At 57.0% G+C, this 17,808-nt stretch carries 17 protein-coding genes; 11 read left to right on the forward strand and 6 right to left on the reverse strand.

Annotation, left to right across the window (positions count from 1 at the left end; translation table 11 throughout):
- Window positions 1-349: 349 nt before the first annotated feature.
- Genes ecpR through PGR09_RS00530 form a run of 6 tightly spaced genes read left to right on the forward strand, consistent with a single transcriptional unit; the run spans window position 350 to window position 7,117 of the window.
- Entirely contained in the window at window positions 350-892 is a 543-nt protein-coding gene (ecpR, locus tag PGR09_RS00505) for an ECP biosynthesis operon DNA-binding transcriptional regulator EcpR (RefSeq protein ID WP_047046016.1), read from the forward strand.
- Between the two features lie 60 nt (window positions 893-952).
- A complete protein-coding gene (gene ecpA, locus PGR09_RS00510) occupies window positions 953-1,540 on the forward strand; it encodes a common pilus major fimbrillin subunit EcpA (RefSeq protein WP_047046013.1) in 588 nt (195 codons plus the stop codon).
- A 57-nt stretch (window positions 1,541-1,597) separates the two neighbouring features.
- Window positions 1,598-2,266: a hypothetical protein gene (locus PGR09_RS00515; RefSeq protein ID WP_045391028.1), complete on the forward strand. Its 669-nt coding sequence runs from the start codon at window positions 1,598-1,600 to the stop codon at window positions 2,264-2,266.
- Between the two features lie 25 nt (window positions 2,267-2,291).
- Window positions 2,292-4,817 carry a fimbrial biogenesis outer membrane usher protein gene (locus PGR09_RS00520; protein ID WP_047046010.1) on the forward strand — a complete coding sequence of 842 codons (2,526 nt, stop codon included), beginning with the start codon at window positions 2,292-2,294 and terminating at the stop codon, window positions 4,815-4,817.
- 43 nt (window positions 4,818-4,860) lie between these two features.
- Window positions 4,861-6,453 (forward strand): fimbrial adhesin EcpD, encoded by a 1,593-nt coding sequence (gene ecpD, locus PGR09_RS00525; RefSeq protein WP_227505038.1) that lies wholly within the window; start codon window positions 4,861-4,863, stop codon window positions 6,451-6,453.
- Window positions 6,422-7,117, forward strand: coding sequence for a fimbria/pilus periplasmic chaperone (locus PGR09_RS00530; RefSeq protein WP_015704522.1), 696 nt, complete (start codon window positions 6,422-6,424; stop codon window positions 7,115-7,117). The genes ecpD and PGR09_RS00530 overlap by 32 nt, the downstream gene beginning before the upstream one ends.
- Before the next feature lie 17 nt (window positions 7,118-7,134).
- Here the strand turns inward: PGR09_RS00530 and PGR09_RS00535 are convergent, their stop codons facing one another.
- Complete coding sequence (locus PGR09_RS00535) at window positions 7,135-8,316, reverse strand: amidohydrolase (protein WP_316423055.1); 1,182 nt, start codon at window positions 8,314-8,316, stop codon at window positions 7,135-7,137.
- 11 nt (window positions 8,317-8,327) lie between these two features.
- Window positions 8,328-9,521 carry an MFS transporter gene (locus tag PGR09_RS00540; protein WP_045391018.1) on the reverse strand — a complete coding sequence of 398 codons (1,194 nt, stop codon included), beginning with the start codon at window positions 9,519-9,521 and terminating at the stop codon, window positions 8,328-8,330.
- A 134-nt stretch (window positions 9,522-9,655) separates the two neighbouring features.
- On the opposite strand from PGR09_RS00540, the gene PGR09_RS00545 reads away from it, so the two are divergent.
- Complete coding sequence (locus tag PGR09_RS00545) at window positions 9,656-10,564, forward strand: LysR substrate-binding domain-containing protein (protein WP_045391015.1); 909 nt, start codon at window positions 9,656-9,658, stop codon at window positions 10,562-10,564.
- Here PGR09_RS00545 and PGR09_RS00550 read toward each other — a convergent pair.
- From PGR09_RS00550 to PGR09_RS00565, 4 genes are read right to left on the reverse strand one after another with little or no spacing between them, the layout of a single operon-like run.
- Window positions 10,524-11,228, reverse strand: a complete 705-nt coding sequence (locus PGR09_RS00550; RefSeq protein ID WP_049061293.1) for an amino acid ABC transporter permease — start codon at window positions 11,226-11,228, stop codon at window positions 10,524-10,526. The genes PGR09_RS00545 and PGR09_RS00550 overlap by 41 nt on opposite strands.
- Window positions 11,218-11,970, reverse strand: a complete 753-nt coding sequence (locus PGR09_RS00555) for an amino acid ABC transporter permease (RefSeq protein ID WP_430915724.1) — start codon at window positions 11,968-11,970, stop codon at window positions 11,218-11,220. Before PGR09_RS00555 ends, PGR09_RS00550 begins: the two co-directional genes overlap by 11 nt.
- The gene (locus PGR09_RS00560) at window positions 11,967-12,785 is read right to left on the reverse strand and encodes an amino acid ABC transporter ATP-binding protein (protein ID WP_430915725.1); all 819 of its coding nucleotides are present in this window, start codon (window positions 12,783-12,785) and stop codon (window positions 11,967-11,969) included. Before PGR09_RS00560 ends, PGR09_RS00555 begins: the two co-directional genes overlap by 4 nt.
- A 5-nt stretch (window positions 12,786-12,790) precedes the next feature.
- Window positions 12,791-13,600, reverse strand: coding sequence for an ABC transporter substrate-binding protein (locus tag PGR09_RS00565; protein ID WP_370429554.1), 810 nt, complete (start codon window positions 13,598-13,600; stop codon window positions 12,791-12,793).
- 280 nt (window positions 13,601-13,880) lie between these two features.
- On the opposite strand from PGR09_RS00565, the gene PGR09_RS00570 reads away from it, so the two are divergent.
- From PGR09_RS00570 to tauA, 4 genes are all read left to right on the forward strand, one after another.
- Complete coding sequence (locus PGR09_RS00570; protein WP_015368101.1) at window positions 13,881-14,057, forward strand: hypothetical protein; 177 nt, start codon at window positions 13,881-13,883, stop codon at window positions 14,055-14,057.
- A 230-nt stretch (window positions 14,058-14,287) separates the two neighbouring features.
- Window positions 14,288-15,697: an S-methylmethionine permease gene (mmuP, locus tag PGR09_RS00575; protein ID WP_047045994.1), complete on the forward strand. Its 1,410-nt coding sequence runs from the start codon at window positions 14,288-14,290 to the stop codon at window positions 15,695-15,697.
- Window positions 15,684-16,616, forward strand: coding sequence for a homocysteine S-methyltransferase (mmuM, locus tag PGR09_RS00580; RefSeq protein ID WP_430915726.1), 933 nt, complete (start codon window positions 15,684-15,686; stop codon window positions 16,614-16,616). Before mmuP ends, mmuM begins: the two co-directional genes overlap by 14 nt.
- Window positions 16,617-16,836: 220 nt before the next feature.
- Entirely contained in the window at window positions 16,837-17,799 is a 963-nt protein-coding gene (gene tauA, locus PGR09_RS00585; RefSeq protein WP_015368105.1) for a taurine ABC transporter substrate-binding protein, read from the forward strand.
- Window positions 17,800-17,808: the final 9 nt, after the last annotated feature.

A 17,808-nucleotide genomic window follows, 5' to 3' on the forward strand; every position in this document is an offset into this window, starting at 1 on the left:
ATAACCGATTAGGATTGTAGGAATTTTCGATCAATAACCACATGAAATTAAATGTTTTTTGTTTTTGAGCAAAAAATAGGATTTCGCCAAAAAGCAAAAAATTGACATAAATGAGAATTAGCTTCACATCCTGCTTGTTGACACTTAATCAGAAAAAACCTAAATTTGAATCCAACAAAAAATATAAATCGATAAATAATTTCGGCATTATTAATGATTAAATAATGGCGCTGGTATTTTATTATAAATAATTTCAACAGGGGTTAATTGCAGGTTTAGACTCTGCAGGCCTGGCTATCGGCAATGGGGTGAAAGGTAGTATTTCCAGGATGAAGAGGATAAACAGTATATGGACGATCAATGCTCCCTTGATAAGTGTATTTGGCCAGCACATGATACTTATTTTTTAAAAGGCTTATCGGAACTCATTTTAGACATTGAAGAGCTTCTTTATTTGTCATTGGATAAAATATGTAAGGACTTTTTGTTTATCAATCTGAGTACTAATGCATTAAATTACTTTATTCGCTATGACAACGACTGGTTAGCTAAGGCCAAGGGCAAACAAATCATTTTGATTGCCGCGAGAAAGTCAGAAGCGTTAGCCAATTATTGGTATTACAACGGTGATATTCGCGGCGTGGTGTATGTCGACCTCGCGCGCGATATAAGAAAAGAACTGGCCTATGTAATTAATGGACGGTTTCTGCGCAAAGATATTAAGAAAGAAAAAATTACTGACCGGGAAATGACGGTGATCAGAATGACGGCCCAGGGAATGCATCCGAAATCTATCGCCAGAATTGAAAATTGCAGTGTGAAAACTATTTACACCCATCGGCGAAATGCTGAGGCCAAGCTGTATTCGAAAATTTATAAATTAGTTATGTAACGTTTATTTAGTGGTACACCGGGACGACTTGTCCTTAATTAAACTCAGGATGAAAAAGCTATGAAAAAAAAGGTTATTGCTATTGCTCTGGTAACGGCGTTTGCTGGAATGGGTGTTGCTCAGGCTGCTGATGTTACTGCTCAGGCCGTGGCTACCTGGTCTGCAACCGCGAAAAAAGACACTTCAAGCAAACTGGTTGTTACCCCGCTTGGCAGCCTGGCTTTCCAGTATGCCGAAGGGATTAAGGGCTTTAACTCACAAAAAGGTCTGTTTGATGTTGCGGTTGAAGGCGATACCACGGCGACTGCCTTCAAACTGACTTCACGTCTTATCACTAACACGCTGACCCAGCTGGATACCTCCGGCTCAACGCTGAGCGTGGGCGTGGATTATAACGGCGTCGCGGTAGAGAAGACTGCTGACACCATTATGATCGACACCGCTAACGGCGTGCTGGGCGGCAACCTCAGCGCACTGTCTAACGGCTACAACACCGCAGGCCGCACCACCGCGCAGGACGGCTTTAACTTCTCCATCATCAGCGGTACCACCGACGGCGCCACCGCGGTAACCGATTACAGCACGCTGCCGGAAGGGATCTGGAGCGGTGACGTGAGCGTGCAGTTCGACGCCACCTGGACCAGCTGATTTTCTCGTAGCACCGGGCAGGGGGACTCCCCCTGCCTCTTCAAGGACTGAACGCTTATGAAAAAACATCTTCTGGCCATTGGCCTGCTGCTGGGGCTGGCGAATCCGGCGCTGGCGCTGGATGTCGGCGATATCTCTTCCTTTATGAACAGCGGCAGCAGCACGCTAAGTAAAGAGATCAAAAATACCACCGATAGCGGCCGCTTAATCAACATTCATCTGGAACGTCTCTCTTCACCGCTGGAAGGCGGCAAGGTTATCCCGATGGATAAACAGGACGAAATCCTGCTGACTCCCGCCAGTTTGTTGTTGCCTGCAAAGGCCAGTGAAGTGGTGCGCTTTTTCTACAAAGGTCCGGCGGATGATAAAGAGCGCTACTACCGCATTGTCTGGTTCGATCAGGCCTTAAGCGATGCCCAGCGCAATGGCTCCCAGCGCAGCGCCGTGGCCACCGCTTCAGCCCGCATCGGCACCATTCTGGTGGTGGCGCCGCGTCAGGCTAATTTTCGCTATCAGTTTGCCGGCGACACGCTGACCAATACCGGTAACGCCACCCTGCGCATTATCGCCTACGGCCCGTGTCTGAAAATCGCCGATGGCAAAGAGTGCAAAGAAAACTACTACCTGATGCCGGGGAAATCGCGTCGCTTCACGCGCGTCAATATTGCTGACAAAAAAGGACGGGTCGCGCTCTGGCAGGGCGAGCAGTTTGTTCCCGTGAAATAGACATGTGTGCTGATGGATTAAGACTATGCCTTTACGACGGATCACCCCTGGACTGAACGCGCTACTTGCCTCCGGCATGGTTCTTTTGCTGGCGCCTTATAGCGACAGCATGGCCGCCGAGCGCGTGCAGCAAATCGGCGGCGTGATTATCCCGCAGGCTTTCAGCCAGGCTTTGCAGGACGGCATGAGCATTCCTCTGTTTATTCATCTTGAAGGCAGCCGCGATAATCAAAACGATCAGCGTATCGGCGCCGCGTATATCTGGCTTGATGGCGATGTGCTGCGGGTCCGGCAAATCACCCTTGAAGAGGGCGATGACAACGCTCGCGTCAGCGACGAGACGCGTCAACAGCTCAGCCGTTTATCCAATGAGGCTTTCAACGACGCGCTGAAGATCCCCTTAACCGATGCCGCGCAGCTGCAACTTAGTCTGCGCCAGCTGCTGCTGCAACTGGTGGTGAAACGTGAGGCGCTGGGAACCGTGCTGCGGTCGCGCAGCGAGGATATTGGCCAGTCGAGCGTTAAAACTTTCAGTAATAACCTCACCTATAACCTCGGGGTCTACAACAACCAGATGCGTAGCGGCGGCAGCAATACCTCCAGCTATCTGTCACTCAATAGCGTTAGCGCGCTGCGCGAGCATCACGTGGTGCTCGACGGCTCGCTGTACGGTATCGGCACCAGCCACCAGGACAATGAACTGTATAAAGCGATGTACGAGCGCGACTTCGCCGGGCACCGTTTTGCCGGCGGGATGCTGGATACCTGGAACTTACAATCGCTGGGGCCGATGACCGCGATTTCGGCCGGTAAAATCTACGGCGCGTCGTGGGGAAACCAGGCCAGCTCTACGGTATTTGACAACAGCCAGTCGGCGACGCCGGTGGTGGCATTCTTACCGGCGGCAGGCGAGGTCCACCTGATGCGCGACGGGCGCCTGTTAAGCGTGCAGAACTTCGTCATGGGTAATCATGAAGTTGATACCCGAGGCCTGCCGTACGGTATTTACGACGTTGACGTCGAAGTTATCGTCAACGGAAGAGTGGTCAGCAAACGCACCCAACGCGTCAACAAGCTGTTTACTCGCGGACGCGGCGCGGGCGCGCCGCTGGCCTGGCAAATATGGGGCGGCAGTTTCCATATGGATCGCTGGTCGGAAAGCGGCAAAAAGACGCAGCCGGCGAAAGAGAGCTGGCTGGCGGGGGCGTCGGCTTCCGGATCGCTGAGTACGCTCAGTTGGGCGGCCACCGGCTACGGCTACGATAGCAACGCCGTCGGCGAAACGCGCATTACGCTACCGCTAACCGAGGCGGTGAATATCAACCTGCAAAACATGCTGGCCAGCGACAGTTCCTGGAGCAGTATCGGCAGCGTTAGCGCCACCTTGCCCGGCGGCTTTAGCTCGCTGTGGATTAACCAGGAAAAGACCGTTATCGGCGATAAGCTGCGCCGCAGCGATGCCGATAACCGGGCGATCGGCGGCACGCTGAACCTGAACGCCCTGTGGTCAAAACTAGGCACTTTCAGCATCAGCTACAACGATGATCGCCGCTACAACAGCCATTACTACACGGCGGATTATTACCAGACGATTTATAGCGGCTCTTTTGGCTCGCTAGGCCTGCGCGCGGGCTTACAGCGCTATAACAACGGCGATAGCAACGCCAACACCGGGAAATATATCGCCCTCGATTTATCACTGCCGCTGGGCAACTGGTTCAGCGCCGGGATGACCCATCAGAACGGCTATACCATGGCCAACATTTCGGCGCGTAAGCAGTTTAATGAAGGGGCGATTCGAACCGTCGGCGCCAATATTTCGCGGGCGATTTCCGGCGATACCGGCGACGACAAAACCTTAAGCGGCGGCGCTTATACGCAGTTCGAAACGCGCTACACCAACGGCACACTGAACGTTAACAGCGGCGCCGACGGCTACGTGAACACCAACCTGACCGCCAGCGGCAGCGTCGGCTGGCAGGGGAAAAACATCGCCGCCAGCGGGCGAACCGACGGCAACGCCGGAGTGATCTTCAATACCGGGCTGGAAGACGACGGCAAGCTCAGCGCTAAGGTTAACGGGCGCATCGTGCAGCTCAGCGGTAAACGCAACTACCTGCCGCTGTCGCCGTACAGCCGCTATGAAGTCGAACTGCAGAACAGTAAAAACTCGATCGACAGCTACGACATTGTCAGCGGCCGTAAGAGCCACCTGACGCTTTATCCCGGTAACGTGGCGGTGATCGAGCCGGAAGTGAAGCAGATGGTCACCGTCTCCGGGCGCATCCGCGCCGAAGACGGCACGCTGTTGGCGAACGCGCGCATTAATAACCATATCGGGCGCACCCGTACCGATGAGAACGGTGAATTTGTCATGGATGTCGATAAAAAATATCCCACCATCGATTTTAGCTACGGCGGAAATAAAACCTGTGAAGTGGCGCTGGAGCTCAGCCAGGCGCGCGGCGCGGTGTGGGTAGGGGACGTGGTATGCAGCGGTCTCTCTTCATGGGCGGCGGTGCAGCAGACAGGAGAAGGTAATGAAAGCTAAGTGGCTACTCGCTTTGGCGACGCTGACGATTGCGCCGCTAGCGATGAACGCTAAGGCGGCGGTGACAAAATATTCTGAAGCCGCTGCTCCGGCGCGCGAATTTGTCTTTGTCGAGAACAACTCTGATGACAACTTCTTTGTCACCCCTGGCGGCGCGTTGGATCCCCGTCTGACCGGCTCAAACCGCTGGACCGGATTAAAATCAACCGGTTCTGGCGATACCGCGTACCGTCAGGTCAGTCTGGGTTATATCGATGATGGTCACAACCATGGGATCTCCGCTAATTACCGGTTTGATATGTGGCTGGATAATGCGCCGGTCTCTCACCCTTTACTGGGTTTACGGTGTATTAACTGGTACTCGGGATGCGATCTGGCAACCAGCCTGATTTTACCCCAGTCAACAGATGCTAATGGATTTTACGGCGTCTCAACGGGGAGCGGGACGAAATGGCGTCACGGGATGATGTCCGATGCCTTTTATCAATACCTGCAGCAGATGCCGATCGGCGGTAGTTTTACGATGACGATTAATTCCTGCCAGACATCGGTCGCTTACGATGCGAGCAAAGGCGAGCGTTGTAAAGATCAGGCGTCAGGTACCTGGTATATCCGCGACGTAACCCATACCAAAGCGGGGCACTTACGCCTGATAAACACCCACTCACTGGCGGAAGTGTTTATCAACAGCGACGGCGTGCCCACGCTGGGTGAAGGCAATGCCGATTGCCGTACACAAACGATTGGTTCTCGCTCCGGTTTAAGCTGCAAAATGGTTAACTATACGCTGCAAACTAATGGATTAAGCAACAGCTCGATTCACATTTTCCCGGCTATCAGTAACTCTGCGTTGGCATCGGCGGTAGGTAACTACGATATGCAGTTCAGTCTTGATGGTAACTCATGGAAACCAGTCAACGGCATTCTGCAGTATTACACTTTTAATGAGATGAAGAGCTCTGATTCTATCTATGTCTTTTTCTCCAGTAACTTTTTCAAGCAGATGGTGGCGTTGGGCATTAGCGACATTAACACCAAAGATCTGTTTAACTTCCGTTTTTATAACACCACTTCGCCGGAATCCGGCTGGTATGAATTCTCGACATCCAATAGCCTGATTATCAAACCGCGTGATTTCAGCATCAGCATTATCTCCGATGAGTACACCTCGGCGCCTACGCGTGAGGGTTACGTCGGCAGCGGCGAACCGGCGCTGGATTTCGGCTACATCGTCACCACCAGCGGCAAAACCGCCGCCGATGAGGTGTTGATTAAAGTGACCGGCCCGTCACAGGCGATTAGCGGGCGCTCGTATTGCCTGTTTAGCTCGGCGGACGGTACCGCGCAGGTGCCGTTTCCGGCGTCGCTCTCTTTCATTACCCAAAGCGGGGCGACGAAAAGTTACGACGCCGGCTGCGACGATAGCTGGCACGACATGACCGATGCGCTATGGCTGACCACGCCGTGGACTGATATTTCCGGCGATGTGGGGCAGATGGATAAAACAACGGTGCGCTTCTCGATTGCTATGGACGATCCTATCTCGCTGCGCACCATCACCGACAACGGCTGGTTTGGCGAGGTCAGCGCTTCAGGAGAGATTCATGTCCAGGCGACGTGGCGTAACATTAATTAAGCTGACGCTGGCGAGCCTGTGGTTGCTGGCCGCGCCGCTGGCGCAGGCGATTTCTGTCGGTAATCTGACCTTTTCGCTGGCCTCTGACGCTGAGTTTGCGGCGAAAAGGGTTATCAACAACAATAAAAGCGCGCGGCTGTATCGGGTGTCGGTGGTGGGTATCGACCGGCCCGGCGGCCATGAGGTTCGTGCCCGCCCGGCGGACGGCGAACTGCTGTTCGCCCCGCGCCAGCTGACGCTGCAGGCGGGCGAAAGCGAATATTTTAAGTTCTATTATCACGGGCCGAAGGATAACCGCGAACGCTACTATCGGGTCTCGTTTCGTGAAATTCCCACCCGCAACCTGGTGATGCGCGCCCCGGCGGGCGGGCAGATCAGCATGGAGCCGGTGGTGGTGATGGATACCATTCTGGTGGTACGCCCGCGACAGGTTCAGTTTAAATGGGCGTTCGATAAAGCGGCGGGGAGCGTCAGTAATACCGGCAATACCTGGTTTAAGCTGCTGATCAAACCGGGATGCGACACCACGGAAGAGGAAGGTGACGCCTGGTATTTGCGCCCCGGCGATGTCGTTCGCCAGCCGTCGCTGCGTAAGCCCGGCAACCACTACATCATCTATAACGAGAAATTTATTAAAATCAGCAATGATTGCCCGGTGAAATAGCCGGGCAATCGCCTGAATTATTCCTCGTTCAGCAACTGACTCACCAGCGCGATATGGGTCTTAATGCCGACCGCCAGCGCATCTTCGTCGATGCGAAAATGCGGGTTGTGCACGTTCCACGTCGCCCCTTTTTGCGCATTGCCGCAGCCGATAAACAGAAAGGTGCCCGGTACTTTTTCCTGATAGGAGGAGAAATCCTCGCTGCCGAATAGCGCCTTATCCTGCAGCTGTAGCGTGCCTGCCGGGAAGTGGCGGGCTATGGCTTCACGGGCGATATGATTGGTGGCGTCGTGGTTGTTGCCCACCGCATAGCCCTGCTGCCATTTAATCTCGTAGCTGGCGCCGTGGGCGGCGGTGATGCCGTCGATAATCCGTGCCATCAGCGGCGGTACCGCCTCGCGTACCTGCTGGCTATGGGTACGCAGCGTCCCGGCCAGCCGCGCGCTGTCGGGGATCACGTTATAGCTATCGCCGGCCTGAAAAGTGGCGATAGTCAGCACCGGCGCGTTGCCCGGATCGATATTGCGGGCGACGATCTGCTGCAGCGCGCCGACCACTTCCGCGCCGATGGTCACCGGATCGATACAGTGCTGTGGCATCGAACCGTGGCCGCCTTTGCCGCGAATGGTGATATCAAAGTTATCGCTGGAGGCGACGTACACACCCTCTTTCAGGGTTATCACGCCAACCGGGCTGGTGGGGAAAACATGCAGGCCGAAAATATGTTCGACGTCGTCAACCACGCCCAGTTCAACCAGCTCACGTGCGCCGCCCGGCGGCACCTCTTCCGCAGGCTGGAAGATGAATTTAATGCTGCCGTGCAGCTGTTCGCGAAGCTGGCACAAGACTTTCGCCGCCCCCATCAGCATCGCGGTATGCGCGTCGTGACCGCAGGCGTGCATTACGCCGGGCTTCGTTGAGCAGAATGCTTCACCGCTCTCTTCCTGTAGCGGCAGGGCATCGATATCGGCGCGCAGCGCCCACATTGGCCCAGGATGCGCGCCGCGCAGTACGGCAATCACGCTATTTTCCAGCGGGCGGCTTATCTCTAGACCGGCAAACGGCGCCAGCTCGCGGGCGATATAATCGGCGGTCGGCTTCTCGTTAAACGACAGATCCGGATGGGCGTGGATATGCCGACGCCAGCGCAGCGCTTCCTCGGCCGCGGCGGAAATGAATTGTTCAGTGGCGTGTTGCATCAGTGACTCCTTCAATCAATAACGGGCTGACTGACGACGGTTTTACGTTTCATGAGCGGCAGCACCGCCAGCGCGGAGCAAACCATCGCCAGTGAAAGAAACAGGAAAGCGCTGGCGTAACCGTGGGTTTTCTCCACCAGATAGCCAATGACGATCGGCGAGACAAAGCCGCCGAGGGTACCACCGGTATTAATCAGACCGATGGCCGAGCCCATCATATTTTCCGGCAGGCGCTTCATCGGCAGGGTAAAGGCGGTGACGAAGGTCGACATCAGGAAAATTTCGCCGATAAACAGCAGCAGGCTGGCGATAAGCGGCGTCCGGGCGTGGAAGATGGCGAAGATCGCCACGGCGCTGATTAGCGCGCTGATGGCAATCACCAGCGGTTCGCGATTAAGAAAATATTTGCCCACCAGCCAGCCGGTACCGAGCGATGAGATCCAGATCCCCAGCCCCCCCGCGGCCACCACGTAGCCGGATGCAGAAAGCGACATTCCCATACTCTGAACAAAAAACTTCGGCAGCCAGGCCATCAGGCCATAGCTGGGAATATTGACGCAAAAGATAGCCAGAAAGAGCAGGATAACCGTGGGGTTACGCCACAGGGCGGCGCCAGCGGCGCTCTGTTTCGCGACCACCGCCGTCGGCTGTCGGCGCGGCACGCGCAGGGCGATCAGTAGGGCGATAGCGCAGGCAACGATCCCCAGTACGGTGAACGACAGATGCCAGCCGAGCAGCGCCAGCGCGTTAACAGCGATAATCGGCCCAATGGTCATCGCCAGTCCCGCTGACGACAGCAATATTGATTGGGCGAAGGTACGTTGTTCAAGAGTGAAGTTGCTTACCACCGCTTTGGCGCAGGAGCAGGGATAGCCGGAGTGGCCGACGCCCGACAGAAAGCGGAACAGCAGCAGCAGGCCGAAGCTCGCTCCCAGCAGGCCGAAGCACAGCGCGAAGATCCCCAGCGCCGCCAGCGACAGCACCAGCATGGTTTTGTAGCCAATGCGATCGTTAAGCCAGCCCGCCGGAACCTGAAACAGCGAATAGGCGAGAAAAAAGATGCCGGTAATGTAGCCCAACTGCTCGGCGTTAAGCCCGAACTCCTTTTCGATAGGCAGCAGCGCGAAGCCGGTGACGGTTTTGTCGATATAAACGACCACGTAGCCGATAAACAGTAAGAAGATCATCTGAGACTGACTTTTCATTTTTTTCCGCCCGGTGTCTCATGGTTGCATGTGTTGTCGTGGGGGAATCCCCTACTGCATCCTCAGGCTTTACCCGCGCGGCGGGAAGATATAATTTTTCTATAGGTGATGCTTTTTTCTTATAGGGGTGAGCGGTGAAATATCTTCCCAAATTGAACCAGCTGCAGGCGCTACGGCAGGTGGCGCGTAGCGGCAGCATCCGCTCAGCGGCGCGTGAACTGGGGCAATCGCAGCCGGCGCTGAGCCGGACATTACGTGAGCTGGAGCAAATCCTCGGCACGCAACTTTTTCTGCGCAGCAAAGAAGGCGTCGCCCTGACCGAAGCGGGAATCGCTTTCTTACAGCGCGCGGAGTGGGTGCTGGAGGAGCTGCGGCGCGCGGCGGACGAGGTGGAACAGATAAACCATGTCACCCACGGTCGGCTGACGGTCGGCTTTTCGTCGCTGATTGCCCTGACGGTGTTTCCGCAGGTGGCCGAAGGATTTAAGCAGGCGCTGCCGCAGGTACAGATGACGGTGAAAGAGGGGCAGCTTTCGTCGCTGCTGCCGGGCGTCCGCAGCGGAGAGATTGACCTGGCTATCGGATCGGTCGACCCGATGCATCCGCCGGAAGGGGTGATGCTGGAACCGCTGTTTACCGCGCCGTTCTGCGTTATCGCGCGCAAGGGGCATCCGCTGGCGCACGAAAGCGATCTGCTGGCGCTGCGTAAAGCCCGCTGGCTGCTGCCGGAGTCGCCGATGGGCTACTACCAGCAGCTACAAAACGAGCTGATTCATTTTTATCGCCAGGTGTCGATTACCCCGCTACGCACCGACTCGGTGATTGTCGGCTTGCAGATGGTACTGGAATCCGATTATCTGACCATTGTCGCGCGCGCCATGAGCCAGCCGCTGCAGCTTGGCGATAAGCTGGTCACGCTGCCGGTATCCACGCTCCCGGCGGCGCAGTATTGCGCGGTATGGTCGCAAAAATCGGCGCTCACCGCCAATGCCCGGCTGTTTCTCAATCGGCTGCGAAGCGCCTGTCAGCGCTACGCCTGGTAAAACGGCGGCTCGCCAGTTGGCTGAGGGCGCAGCACAGTACATAGTAAACCGCGCCGGTAAAGACGAATATCGCCAGCGGGTAGATTTGCACCCGGTTATTGACCTGCCCGGCGACGGTGGTGAGTTCAGGCACGTTGACGATAAACGCCAGCGAGGTGTCTTTCAGCAGGCCGATAAAAATGCCCACCAGCGACGGCTGGACGTTGCGCAGCGCCTGCGGCAGCAGGATTAAGCGTAGCGTCTGGCCGGGGGCGAATCCCTGCGTCAGCGCCGCTTCATACTGGCCGCCGGGCAGGGCGCGCAGCCCCGCCAGCACCGAGTGCATCACCGAGGCGGCGGTGAACCACGCCAGCGCCAGCGTGACCGTCACCGCGCCCGGCAGATCGCCGCCGGTCAGCATCGGCAGCAGATACCATAGCCAGAAAATAACGAAGATCAGCGGGATACCGCGAATAATTTCCGCCCACAGGAATAGCAGACGACGGACGGCTCCGCCGTAGCGCCAGGCGGCGCAGGCCAGCAGAATACCGCCCGGTAGCGCCAGCGCGGTCGCGCCGATGGCCATCAGTAAAGTGAGCGCCACGCCGCCGGGTTGGCCTTCTGCCAGCCGTCCCCACAGCAGATAATCAAGGTTGTCGGCGATCACTGCGAGGTTAGCGTTCATGTTGTGCGCTCCGTGGCTGACGATATCCCGGACCGAAACGCGTCAGCGCCAGTCCCATAACGATACCCAGCGCCAGATACAGCACTGTGCCGACAGCAAAGGCCTCCAGCGCGTGGGCGTTATAGCTCTCGATTTGCCGTACCTGGTAGGTGAGCTCGGCAAAACCGATACCGCTGGCCAGCGAAGAGAGTTTCATCAGGTTCAGGTACTGGCCGACAATCGGCTGCCAGGCGTTGGCCAGCCCCTGCGGCAGCAGAATAAAACGTAATTCACCCCACGGGCTAAATCCCTGCGACAGCGCCGCTTCGCGCTGGCCGTGGCTGACGGCGCGCAGTCCGGCGGCAATCTCTTCCACCAGAAATGCCGAGGTAAATACGCCGAGCCCCCACATTGAGCAGAGAAATTCCGGCGTCAGCCACCAGACGTCGCCCGGTAGAATCGACCAGCTATGGGAGTCGTTGATAAAATCGCGCGCCGCCAGCGGCAGCAGGTTCCAGGCGGCGAAGTACCAGAACAGCAGTTGAACCAGCAGCGGCGTATTGCGAAACAGCGATACCCACGCCGCCACCAGCCAGCGACCGGGGCGTCCGCCGCCGAGACGCAGGGCCAGCAGCAGCACCGCCAGCGCGGTGGCCAGCAGTATCCCGGCGAAGCTGACCCAGACGGTGGTCAGGAAGCCGGAGATTATCCACTGTAGCGGCTGCCCGCTGAGCACGCCATGCCAGTCGAGTATCGCCATCACTCAATGCTATCCTGATGCAGCGGGTCGAGCACCTTCTGCAGAAAACGGCGGGTACGCGCATGCTGCGGGCGGGCGAAAAATTCCGCCGGCGGCGCGGTTTCGAGGATTTCGCCACCGTCGATAAACACCACCCGATCGGCGATTTCGCGGGCAAACTGCATCTCGTGAGTGACCACCACCATGGTGATACCGCTGTGGGCCAGGGCTTTCATCACCTGCAGCACTTCGCCGATCATCTCCGGATCCAGCGCCGAGGTCGGTTCATCGAACAGGATGATTTGCGGCGAGGAGGCAAGGGCGCGGGCGATGGCGACGCGCTGCTGCTGGCCGCCGGAGAGCTGAGCGGGCATCTGCCGCGCTTTATCCGTGAGGCCGACCTGGGTGAGTAATTCCAGCGCCCGCTTTTGGGCGGCATCGTGTTGCCAGCCGTGCACGCGCTCCAGCGCGAGGGTAATATTCTCCTGCGCCGTCAGGTGAGCGTAGAGATTGAACTGTTGAAAAACGAAGCCGATCCGGCTGCGCAATTGGCGCAGCGCGCTGCCGGTCAGGCGGCGGGTCGGTTTGCCATCGATGAGGATCTCGCCGCCGCTTAACGATTCAAGCTGGTTGATCAGGCGGATCAGCGTTGATTTACCCGATCCTGATGGCCCGAGGATCGCCACCACTTCGCCGGGATTGACCGTTAAATTAACGCCGTTAAGTACCTGATGATCGCCGTAGCGTTTAACCACGTCGCGAAAGGTAATACTGGCCTGCTGCAGATGCGAGAAATCCGCGGCCGAAGCCGCGGAGCGTGAAAATAAGGCGGAAAACATCAGGGTTATTTCGCTTCTATGGTAAAGGCGCGCGGTTGCGGAGAGGCGGTGCCAGGGCCAAACCAGGTGTCGTAGATTTTCGCCGCCTGGCCGGATTTTTCCAGCTTAACCAGCTCGTCGTTTACCGCTTTCAGCAGCGCCGGCTCGCCTTTTTTCACGCCGACGCCAATCTCTTCTTTGCTCAGCAGGTCCGGCAGAATTTTAAAGTTGGCTTTATCCGGCGCGCCCGCCAGCAGCCCGGCGAGAATGGTGCTGTCCTGGGTAATCGCCTGCACGTTGCCGTTTCGCAGGGCGGTCAGCGCCAATGGAATATCGTCATAGGAGAGCACCCGCGACTGCGGGAAGCGCTGGTGCAGCGCCTGTTCGCCGGTGGTGCCTTTTACCGCGCCGATGCGCGCTTTGCTGTAGTCATCCAGTTTATCCGGCGACTTAGCCGGAACCAGGAACTGCTGTCCGGTTACAAAGTAGGGCGTTGAGAAATCAATTACCTGCGCGCGCTCCGGGGTAATGGTGATATCGGCGACGATCAGGTCAGCCTTACCGGACTGCAGCAGCGGAATACGGTTAGCCGGGTTAGTGGCCACCAGCTCAAGCTTGACGCCAAGAGATTTCGCCAGCGCCTGCGCGAAATCGACGTCGTAACCCACCAGTTGATGGGTTTTGGCATCCACGGAACCAAACGGCGGGTTAGCGTCGAAGGTGGCGACCTTCACCACCCCGGCGGCTTTGATATCGGCTAACTGGTCGGCCTGAACCTGGGCGGTCAGCAGCAGCGCGCCCAGCGCAAAAGCGATTTTGGTATAAGTTTTATGCATCATCATTCCCCTGAATCCCTGTTTTGTTTTGTGTTTATCACGCTCCCACAAAAGCGCCTCGTCCGGCAAAGAAGAAAAAATTCTTATCTATAACCAAAATCTCTTAATAAAAATGGGGATATTGCTGTTAACCAAATCGCTTTTACAGGAAGGGCTTAGTCACCGAAGCGCAGCGGCTAATATGCATCTTCCAGGATTACAAATTCGGAATTGATATTTCCCGCCCGTCGGCGATTGTGGTTGAAATAACAACAACGCAAACCCGACCGATGGAGGAGAAATGAAAGTAGCGCTGTGGCAACGGATTACCGGCTGGCTGGCTTTTTTATCTAACGGAGAAGCCGGGCAGCAAGATGGTCAACGGATGATGGAGGCGATCTTGCCGGTCGCCAGCCTGTATGGTGTGGATCTCGGCAACGTGGAAACCCGGTGGTTTCGCCATGACAAAACATACTGAGCGGCGCTGGACGCGCGAAGCCTACTGGAACGAGGTGTGCTCTGTGTAGCAGAAGGCTGCTTGCGGTTGCGGTAAAAAGGAGAGGCTCCGCAGCCCAAGCAGCTTTAAACCCAGGCTCCTACTCCTGTTCTCCCTGTTTTTTTCCCTTCCCCGTTTTGCAATTTCCCCGCCGTCACGGTATAAATGACCTTCATTTGGATGTTTAGACGTCCATACATAAAGAAGGCAATATGCAAACAACATCACAACAACAAGGTGGGCAACTTAAGCGCACCATGAAAACGCGCCACCTGATCATGCTCTCGCTGGGCGGCGTCATTGGCACAGGGTTATTCTTCAATACCGGCTATATTATCTCGACCACCGGCGCGGCGGGCACGCTGCTGGCGTATCTGATTGGCGCGCTGGTGGTCTGGCTGGTGATGCAGTGTCTTGGCGAACTGTCGGTGGCGATGCCGGAAACCGGCGCCTTTCACGTGTATGCCGCGCGTTATCTCGGCCCGGCGACCGGCTATACCGTGGCGTGGCTCTACTGGCTGACCTGGACCGTGGCGCTCGGCTCGAGCTTTACCGCCGCCGGCTTCTGTATGCAGTACTGGTTCCCGCAGGTGCCGGTGTGGGTCTGGTGCGTGATTTTCTGCGCGGTGATTTTCGCCCTGAATGTTATCTCTACCCGCTTCTTTGCCGAAGGCGAATTTTGGTTCTCGCTGGTCAAAGTGATCACCATCATTGCTTTTATTATTCTCGGCGGCGCGGCCATCTTCGGCTTTATTCCGCTGACCGACGGTTCACCGGCGCCGGGGCTGCATAACATCACCGCCGAAGGCTGGTTCCCTCATGGCGGCTTGCCGATCCTGATGACCATGGTGGCGGTGAACTTCGCTTTCTCGGGCACCGAACTTATCGGTATTGCCGCCGGTGAGACGCAAAACCCGCATCAGGTGATACCGGTCGCGATCCGCACCACTATTGCCCGGCTGATTATTTTCTTTATCGGTACCGTTTTCGTGCTCGCCGCGCTAATCCCGATGCAGCAGGCGGGGGTGGAAAAAAGCCCGTTCGTACTGGTGTTTGAAAAGGTCGGTATTCCTTACGCGGCGGATATTTTTAACTTCGTGATCCTGACCGCGATTTTGTCGGCGGCCAACTCGGGCCTGTATGCCTCCGGACGGATGCTGTGGTCGCTATCAAATGAGAAGACGTTGCCAGCCTGCTTTGCAAAAGTGAATAAACGCGGCGTGCCGCTAACCGCGCTGACGGTGAGCATGCTGGGCGGCGTGCTGGCGCTGTTTTCCAGCGTAGTCGCGCCGGATACGGTGTTTGTTGCGCTGTCGGCGATTTCCGGTTTTGCGGTGGTCGCGGTATGGCTGAGCATCTGCGCGTCGCATTTTGTTTTCCGCCGCCGCCATCTGCAACAGGGCAAAGCGTTAAGCGAGCTGCACTATCGCGCGCCATGGTATCCGCTGGTGCCGGCGCTGGGTTTTGTACTTTGCCTGGTGGCCTGCGTGGGGCTGGCCTTTGACCCAAGCCAGCGTATTGCGTTGTGGTGCGGGATCCCGTTCGTCGCGCTATGTTATGGTGCTTACTATCTGACTCGTACACGGAAATTAACTCAGGAGCCGCAACATGCCGCAGAATAATCCGCTAACCGCCATCCTTGAAACGCAACCGTTCGTGCTGCTGGACGGCGCGATGGCGACGGAACTGGAAGCGCGCGGCTGCAATCTGGCCGATAGTTTATGGTCGGCGAAGGTACTGCTGGAAAACCCGCAGCTGATCCGCGATGTGCATCTCGACTATTTCCGCGCTGGCGCACAGGTGGCGATCACCGCCAGCTATCAGGCAACACCGGCAGGCTTTGCCGCCCGCGGACTGGATGAGGCGCAGTCGAAGGCGCTGATAGGTAAAAGCGTCGAGCTGGCGCGTAAAGCCCGCGAGGCGTATCTGGCGGAAAAACCGCAGGCGGGAACGCTGCTGGTGGCCGGGTCGGTCGGGCCGTATGGCGCGTATCTGGCGGATGGCTCTGAGTATCGCGGCGATTATCAGCGCAGCGCGGAGGCGTTTCAGGCATTCCACCGTCCGCGCGTCGAAGCGCTGCTGGATGCCGGGGCGGATCTGCTGGCCTGTGAAACATTGCCGTCGTTTGCCGAAATCACGGCGCTGGTGGCGCTGCTGCGTGACTACCCGCGCGCCCGCGTCTGGTTCTCGTTGACCCTGCGCGACGCCGAACATCTCAGCGACGGTACGCCGCTGCGCGAGGTTGTTGCGGTATTGGCCGATAATCCGCAGGTGCTGGCGCTGGGGATTAACTGTATCGCGCTGGAAAATACCACCGCCGCGCTGCAGCATCTGCACAGCCTGACGTCGCTGCCGCTGGTGGTCTATCCTAACTCCGGCGAGCACTATGATGCGCTGACCAAGACCTGGCATCATCACGGCGAAGCCTGCGCGACGCTCGCGGCCTATTTGCCGCAGTGGCTGGCGGCTGGCGCCAGGCTGATTGGCGGCTGCTGTCGCACCACGCCGCAGGATATCGCCGCGCTGGCGGCGGGCCGCTAACACCTGTATTTCTTTCCCCCGGATGGCGGCGCTCCGCGCCTGATCCGGGCTACCAGTACCGTGAGCCGGGGGAACCCATTTCTTTAATCCCTGTTTTTAACTATCTAATCCCGCTTTTCTTCTAAAAACGATTCGCTATTAGGCAGAATTTTTAATTACTTCATCTCCACGCTGATGCCGGAAATACTGCACCCATAACAACTAAGGGGAAGCAGACACTATGGCATTCACATCGCGAATTACTCTTCTGGCGGCGCTGGCTTTCGCTGCCTTCCAGGCGCAGGCGGTTAACGTCACCGTCGCCTATCAAACCTCCGCTGAACCGGCGAAAGTCGCCCAGGCGGACAACACCTTCGCCAAAGCCAGCGGCGCCACCGTTGACTGGCGTAAATTCGACAGCGGCTCCAGCATCGTACGCGCGCTGGCCTCAGGCGATGTGCAAATCGGCAACCTCGGTTCCAGCCCGCTGGCGGTGGCCGCCACTCAGCAAGTACCGATTGAAGTGTTCCTGCTGGCCTCAAAGCTTGGGAATTCCGAAGCGCTGGTGGTGAAAAAAGATATCACTAAGCCGGAAGATCTGATTGGCAAACGCATTGCGGTACCGTTTATTTCGACCACCCACTACAGCCTGCTTTCCGCGCTGAAACATTGGGGAATCAAACCGGGTCAGGTGCAGATTATCAACCTGCAGCCGCCGGCGATTATTGCCGCCTGGCAGCGCGGCGATATCGATGGCGCTTACGTGTGGGCGCCAGCCGTTAACGAACTGGAAAAAGAGGGCAAGGTGCTGACCGACTCTGCGCAGGTGGGGCAATGGGGCGCGCCGACGCTGGATGTCTGGGTTGTGCGTAAAGACTTTGCCGAGCAGCATCCGGAAATCGTGAAAGCTTTCGCTAAAAGCGCCATCGACGCTCAGCAGCCCTATATCGCCAACCCGGAGGCGTGGCTGAAGCAGCCGGAAAATCTCAGCAAGCTGTCGCGACTGAGCGGCGTGCCGGAGGCGGATGTGCCGGTGTTAGTCAAAGGCAATACCTATCTTACCGCCGCCCAGCAGGCGCAGGAGCTTAACGGCCCGGTGAACCAGGCGATTATCGATACCGCGAAATTCCTCAAAGAGCAGGGCAAAGTACCGGCGGCCGGAACCGACTATAGCCAGTTCGTTACTGACCGTTTCGTGAAATAAAAGGAGGCT

Origin of the sequence: Klebsiella sp. 141251 (assembly GCF_050600725.1) — a bacterium.
Taxonomy (GTDB): Bacteria; Pseudomonadota; Gammaproteobacteria; order Enterobacterales; family Enterobacteriaceae; genus Klebsiella; species Klebsiella aerogenes.

What these genes read in the sequence shown, in the direction of transcription:
- ecpR (WP_047046016.1), top strand. Translation starts at nt 350, where the DNA reads ATGGACGATCAATGCTCCCTTGATAAGTGTATTTGGCCAGCACATGAT.
- ecpA (WP_047046013.1), top strand. Translation starts at nt 953, where the DNA reads ATGAAAAAAAAGGTTATTGCTATTGCTCTGGTAACGGCGTTTGCTGGA.
- PGR09_RS00515 (WP_045391028.1), top strand. Translation starts at nt 1,598, where the DNA reads ATGAAAAAACATCTTCTGGCCATTGGCCTGCTGCTGGGGCTGGCGAAT.
- PGR09_RS00520 (WP_047046010.1), top strand. Translation starts at nt 2,292, where the DNA reads ATGCCTTTACGACGGATCACCCCTGGACTGAACGCGCTACTTGCCTCC.
- ecpD (WP_227505038.1), top strand. Translation starts at nt 4,861, where the DNA reads ATGAACGCTAAGGCGGCGGTGACAAAATATTCTGAAGCCGCTGCTCCG.
- PGR09_RS00530 (WP_015704522.1), top strand. Translation starts at nt 6,422, where the DNA reads ATGTCCAGGCGACGTGGCGTAACATTAATTAAGCTGACGCTGGCGAGC.
- PGR09_RS00535 (WP_316423055.1), bottom strand. Translation starts at nt 8,316, where the DNA reads ATGCAACACGCCACTGAACAATTCATTTCCGCCGCGGCCGAGGAAGCG.
- PGR09_RS00540 (WP_045391018.1), bottom strand. Translation starts at nt 9,521, where the DNA reads ATGAAAAGTCAGTCTCAGATGATCTTCTTACTGTTTATCGGCTACGTG.
- PGR09_RS00550 (WP_049061293.1), bottom strand. Translation starts at nt 11,228, where the DNA reads ATGAACGCTAACCTCGCAGTGATCGCCGACAACCTTGATTATCTGCTG.
- PGR09_RS00560 (WP_430915725.1), bottom strand. Translation starts at nt 12,785, where the DNA reads ATGTTTTCCGCCTTATTTTCACGCTCCGCGGCTTCGGCCGCGGATTTC.
- PGR09_RS00565 (WP_370429554.1), bottom strand. Translation starts at nt 13,600, where the DNA reads ATGCATAAAACTTATACCAAAATCGCTTTTGCGCTGGGCGCGCTGCTG.
- PGR09_RS00570 (WP_015368101.1), top strand. Translation starts at nt 13,881, where the DNA reads ATGAAAGTAGCGCTGTGGCAACGGATTACCGGCTGGCTGGCTTTTTTA.
- mmuP (WP_047045994.1), top strand. Translation starts at nt 14,288, where the DNA reads ATGCAAACAACATCACAACAACAAGGTGGGCAACTTAAGCGCACCATG.
- mmuM (WP_430915726.1), top strand. Translation starts at nt 15,684, where the DNA reads ATGCCGCAGAATAATCCGCTAACCGCCATCCTTGAAACGCAACCGTTC.
- tauA (WP_015368105.1), top strand. Translation starts at nt 16,837, where the DNA reads ATGGCATTCACATCGCGAATTACTCTTCTGGCGGCGCTGGCTTTCGCT.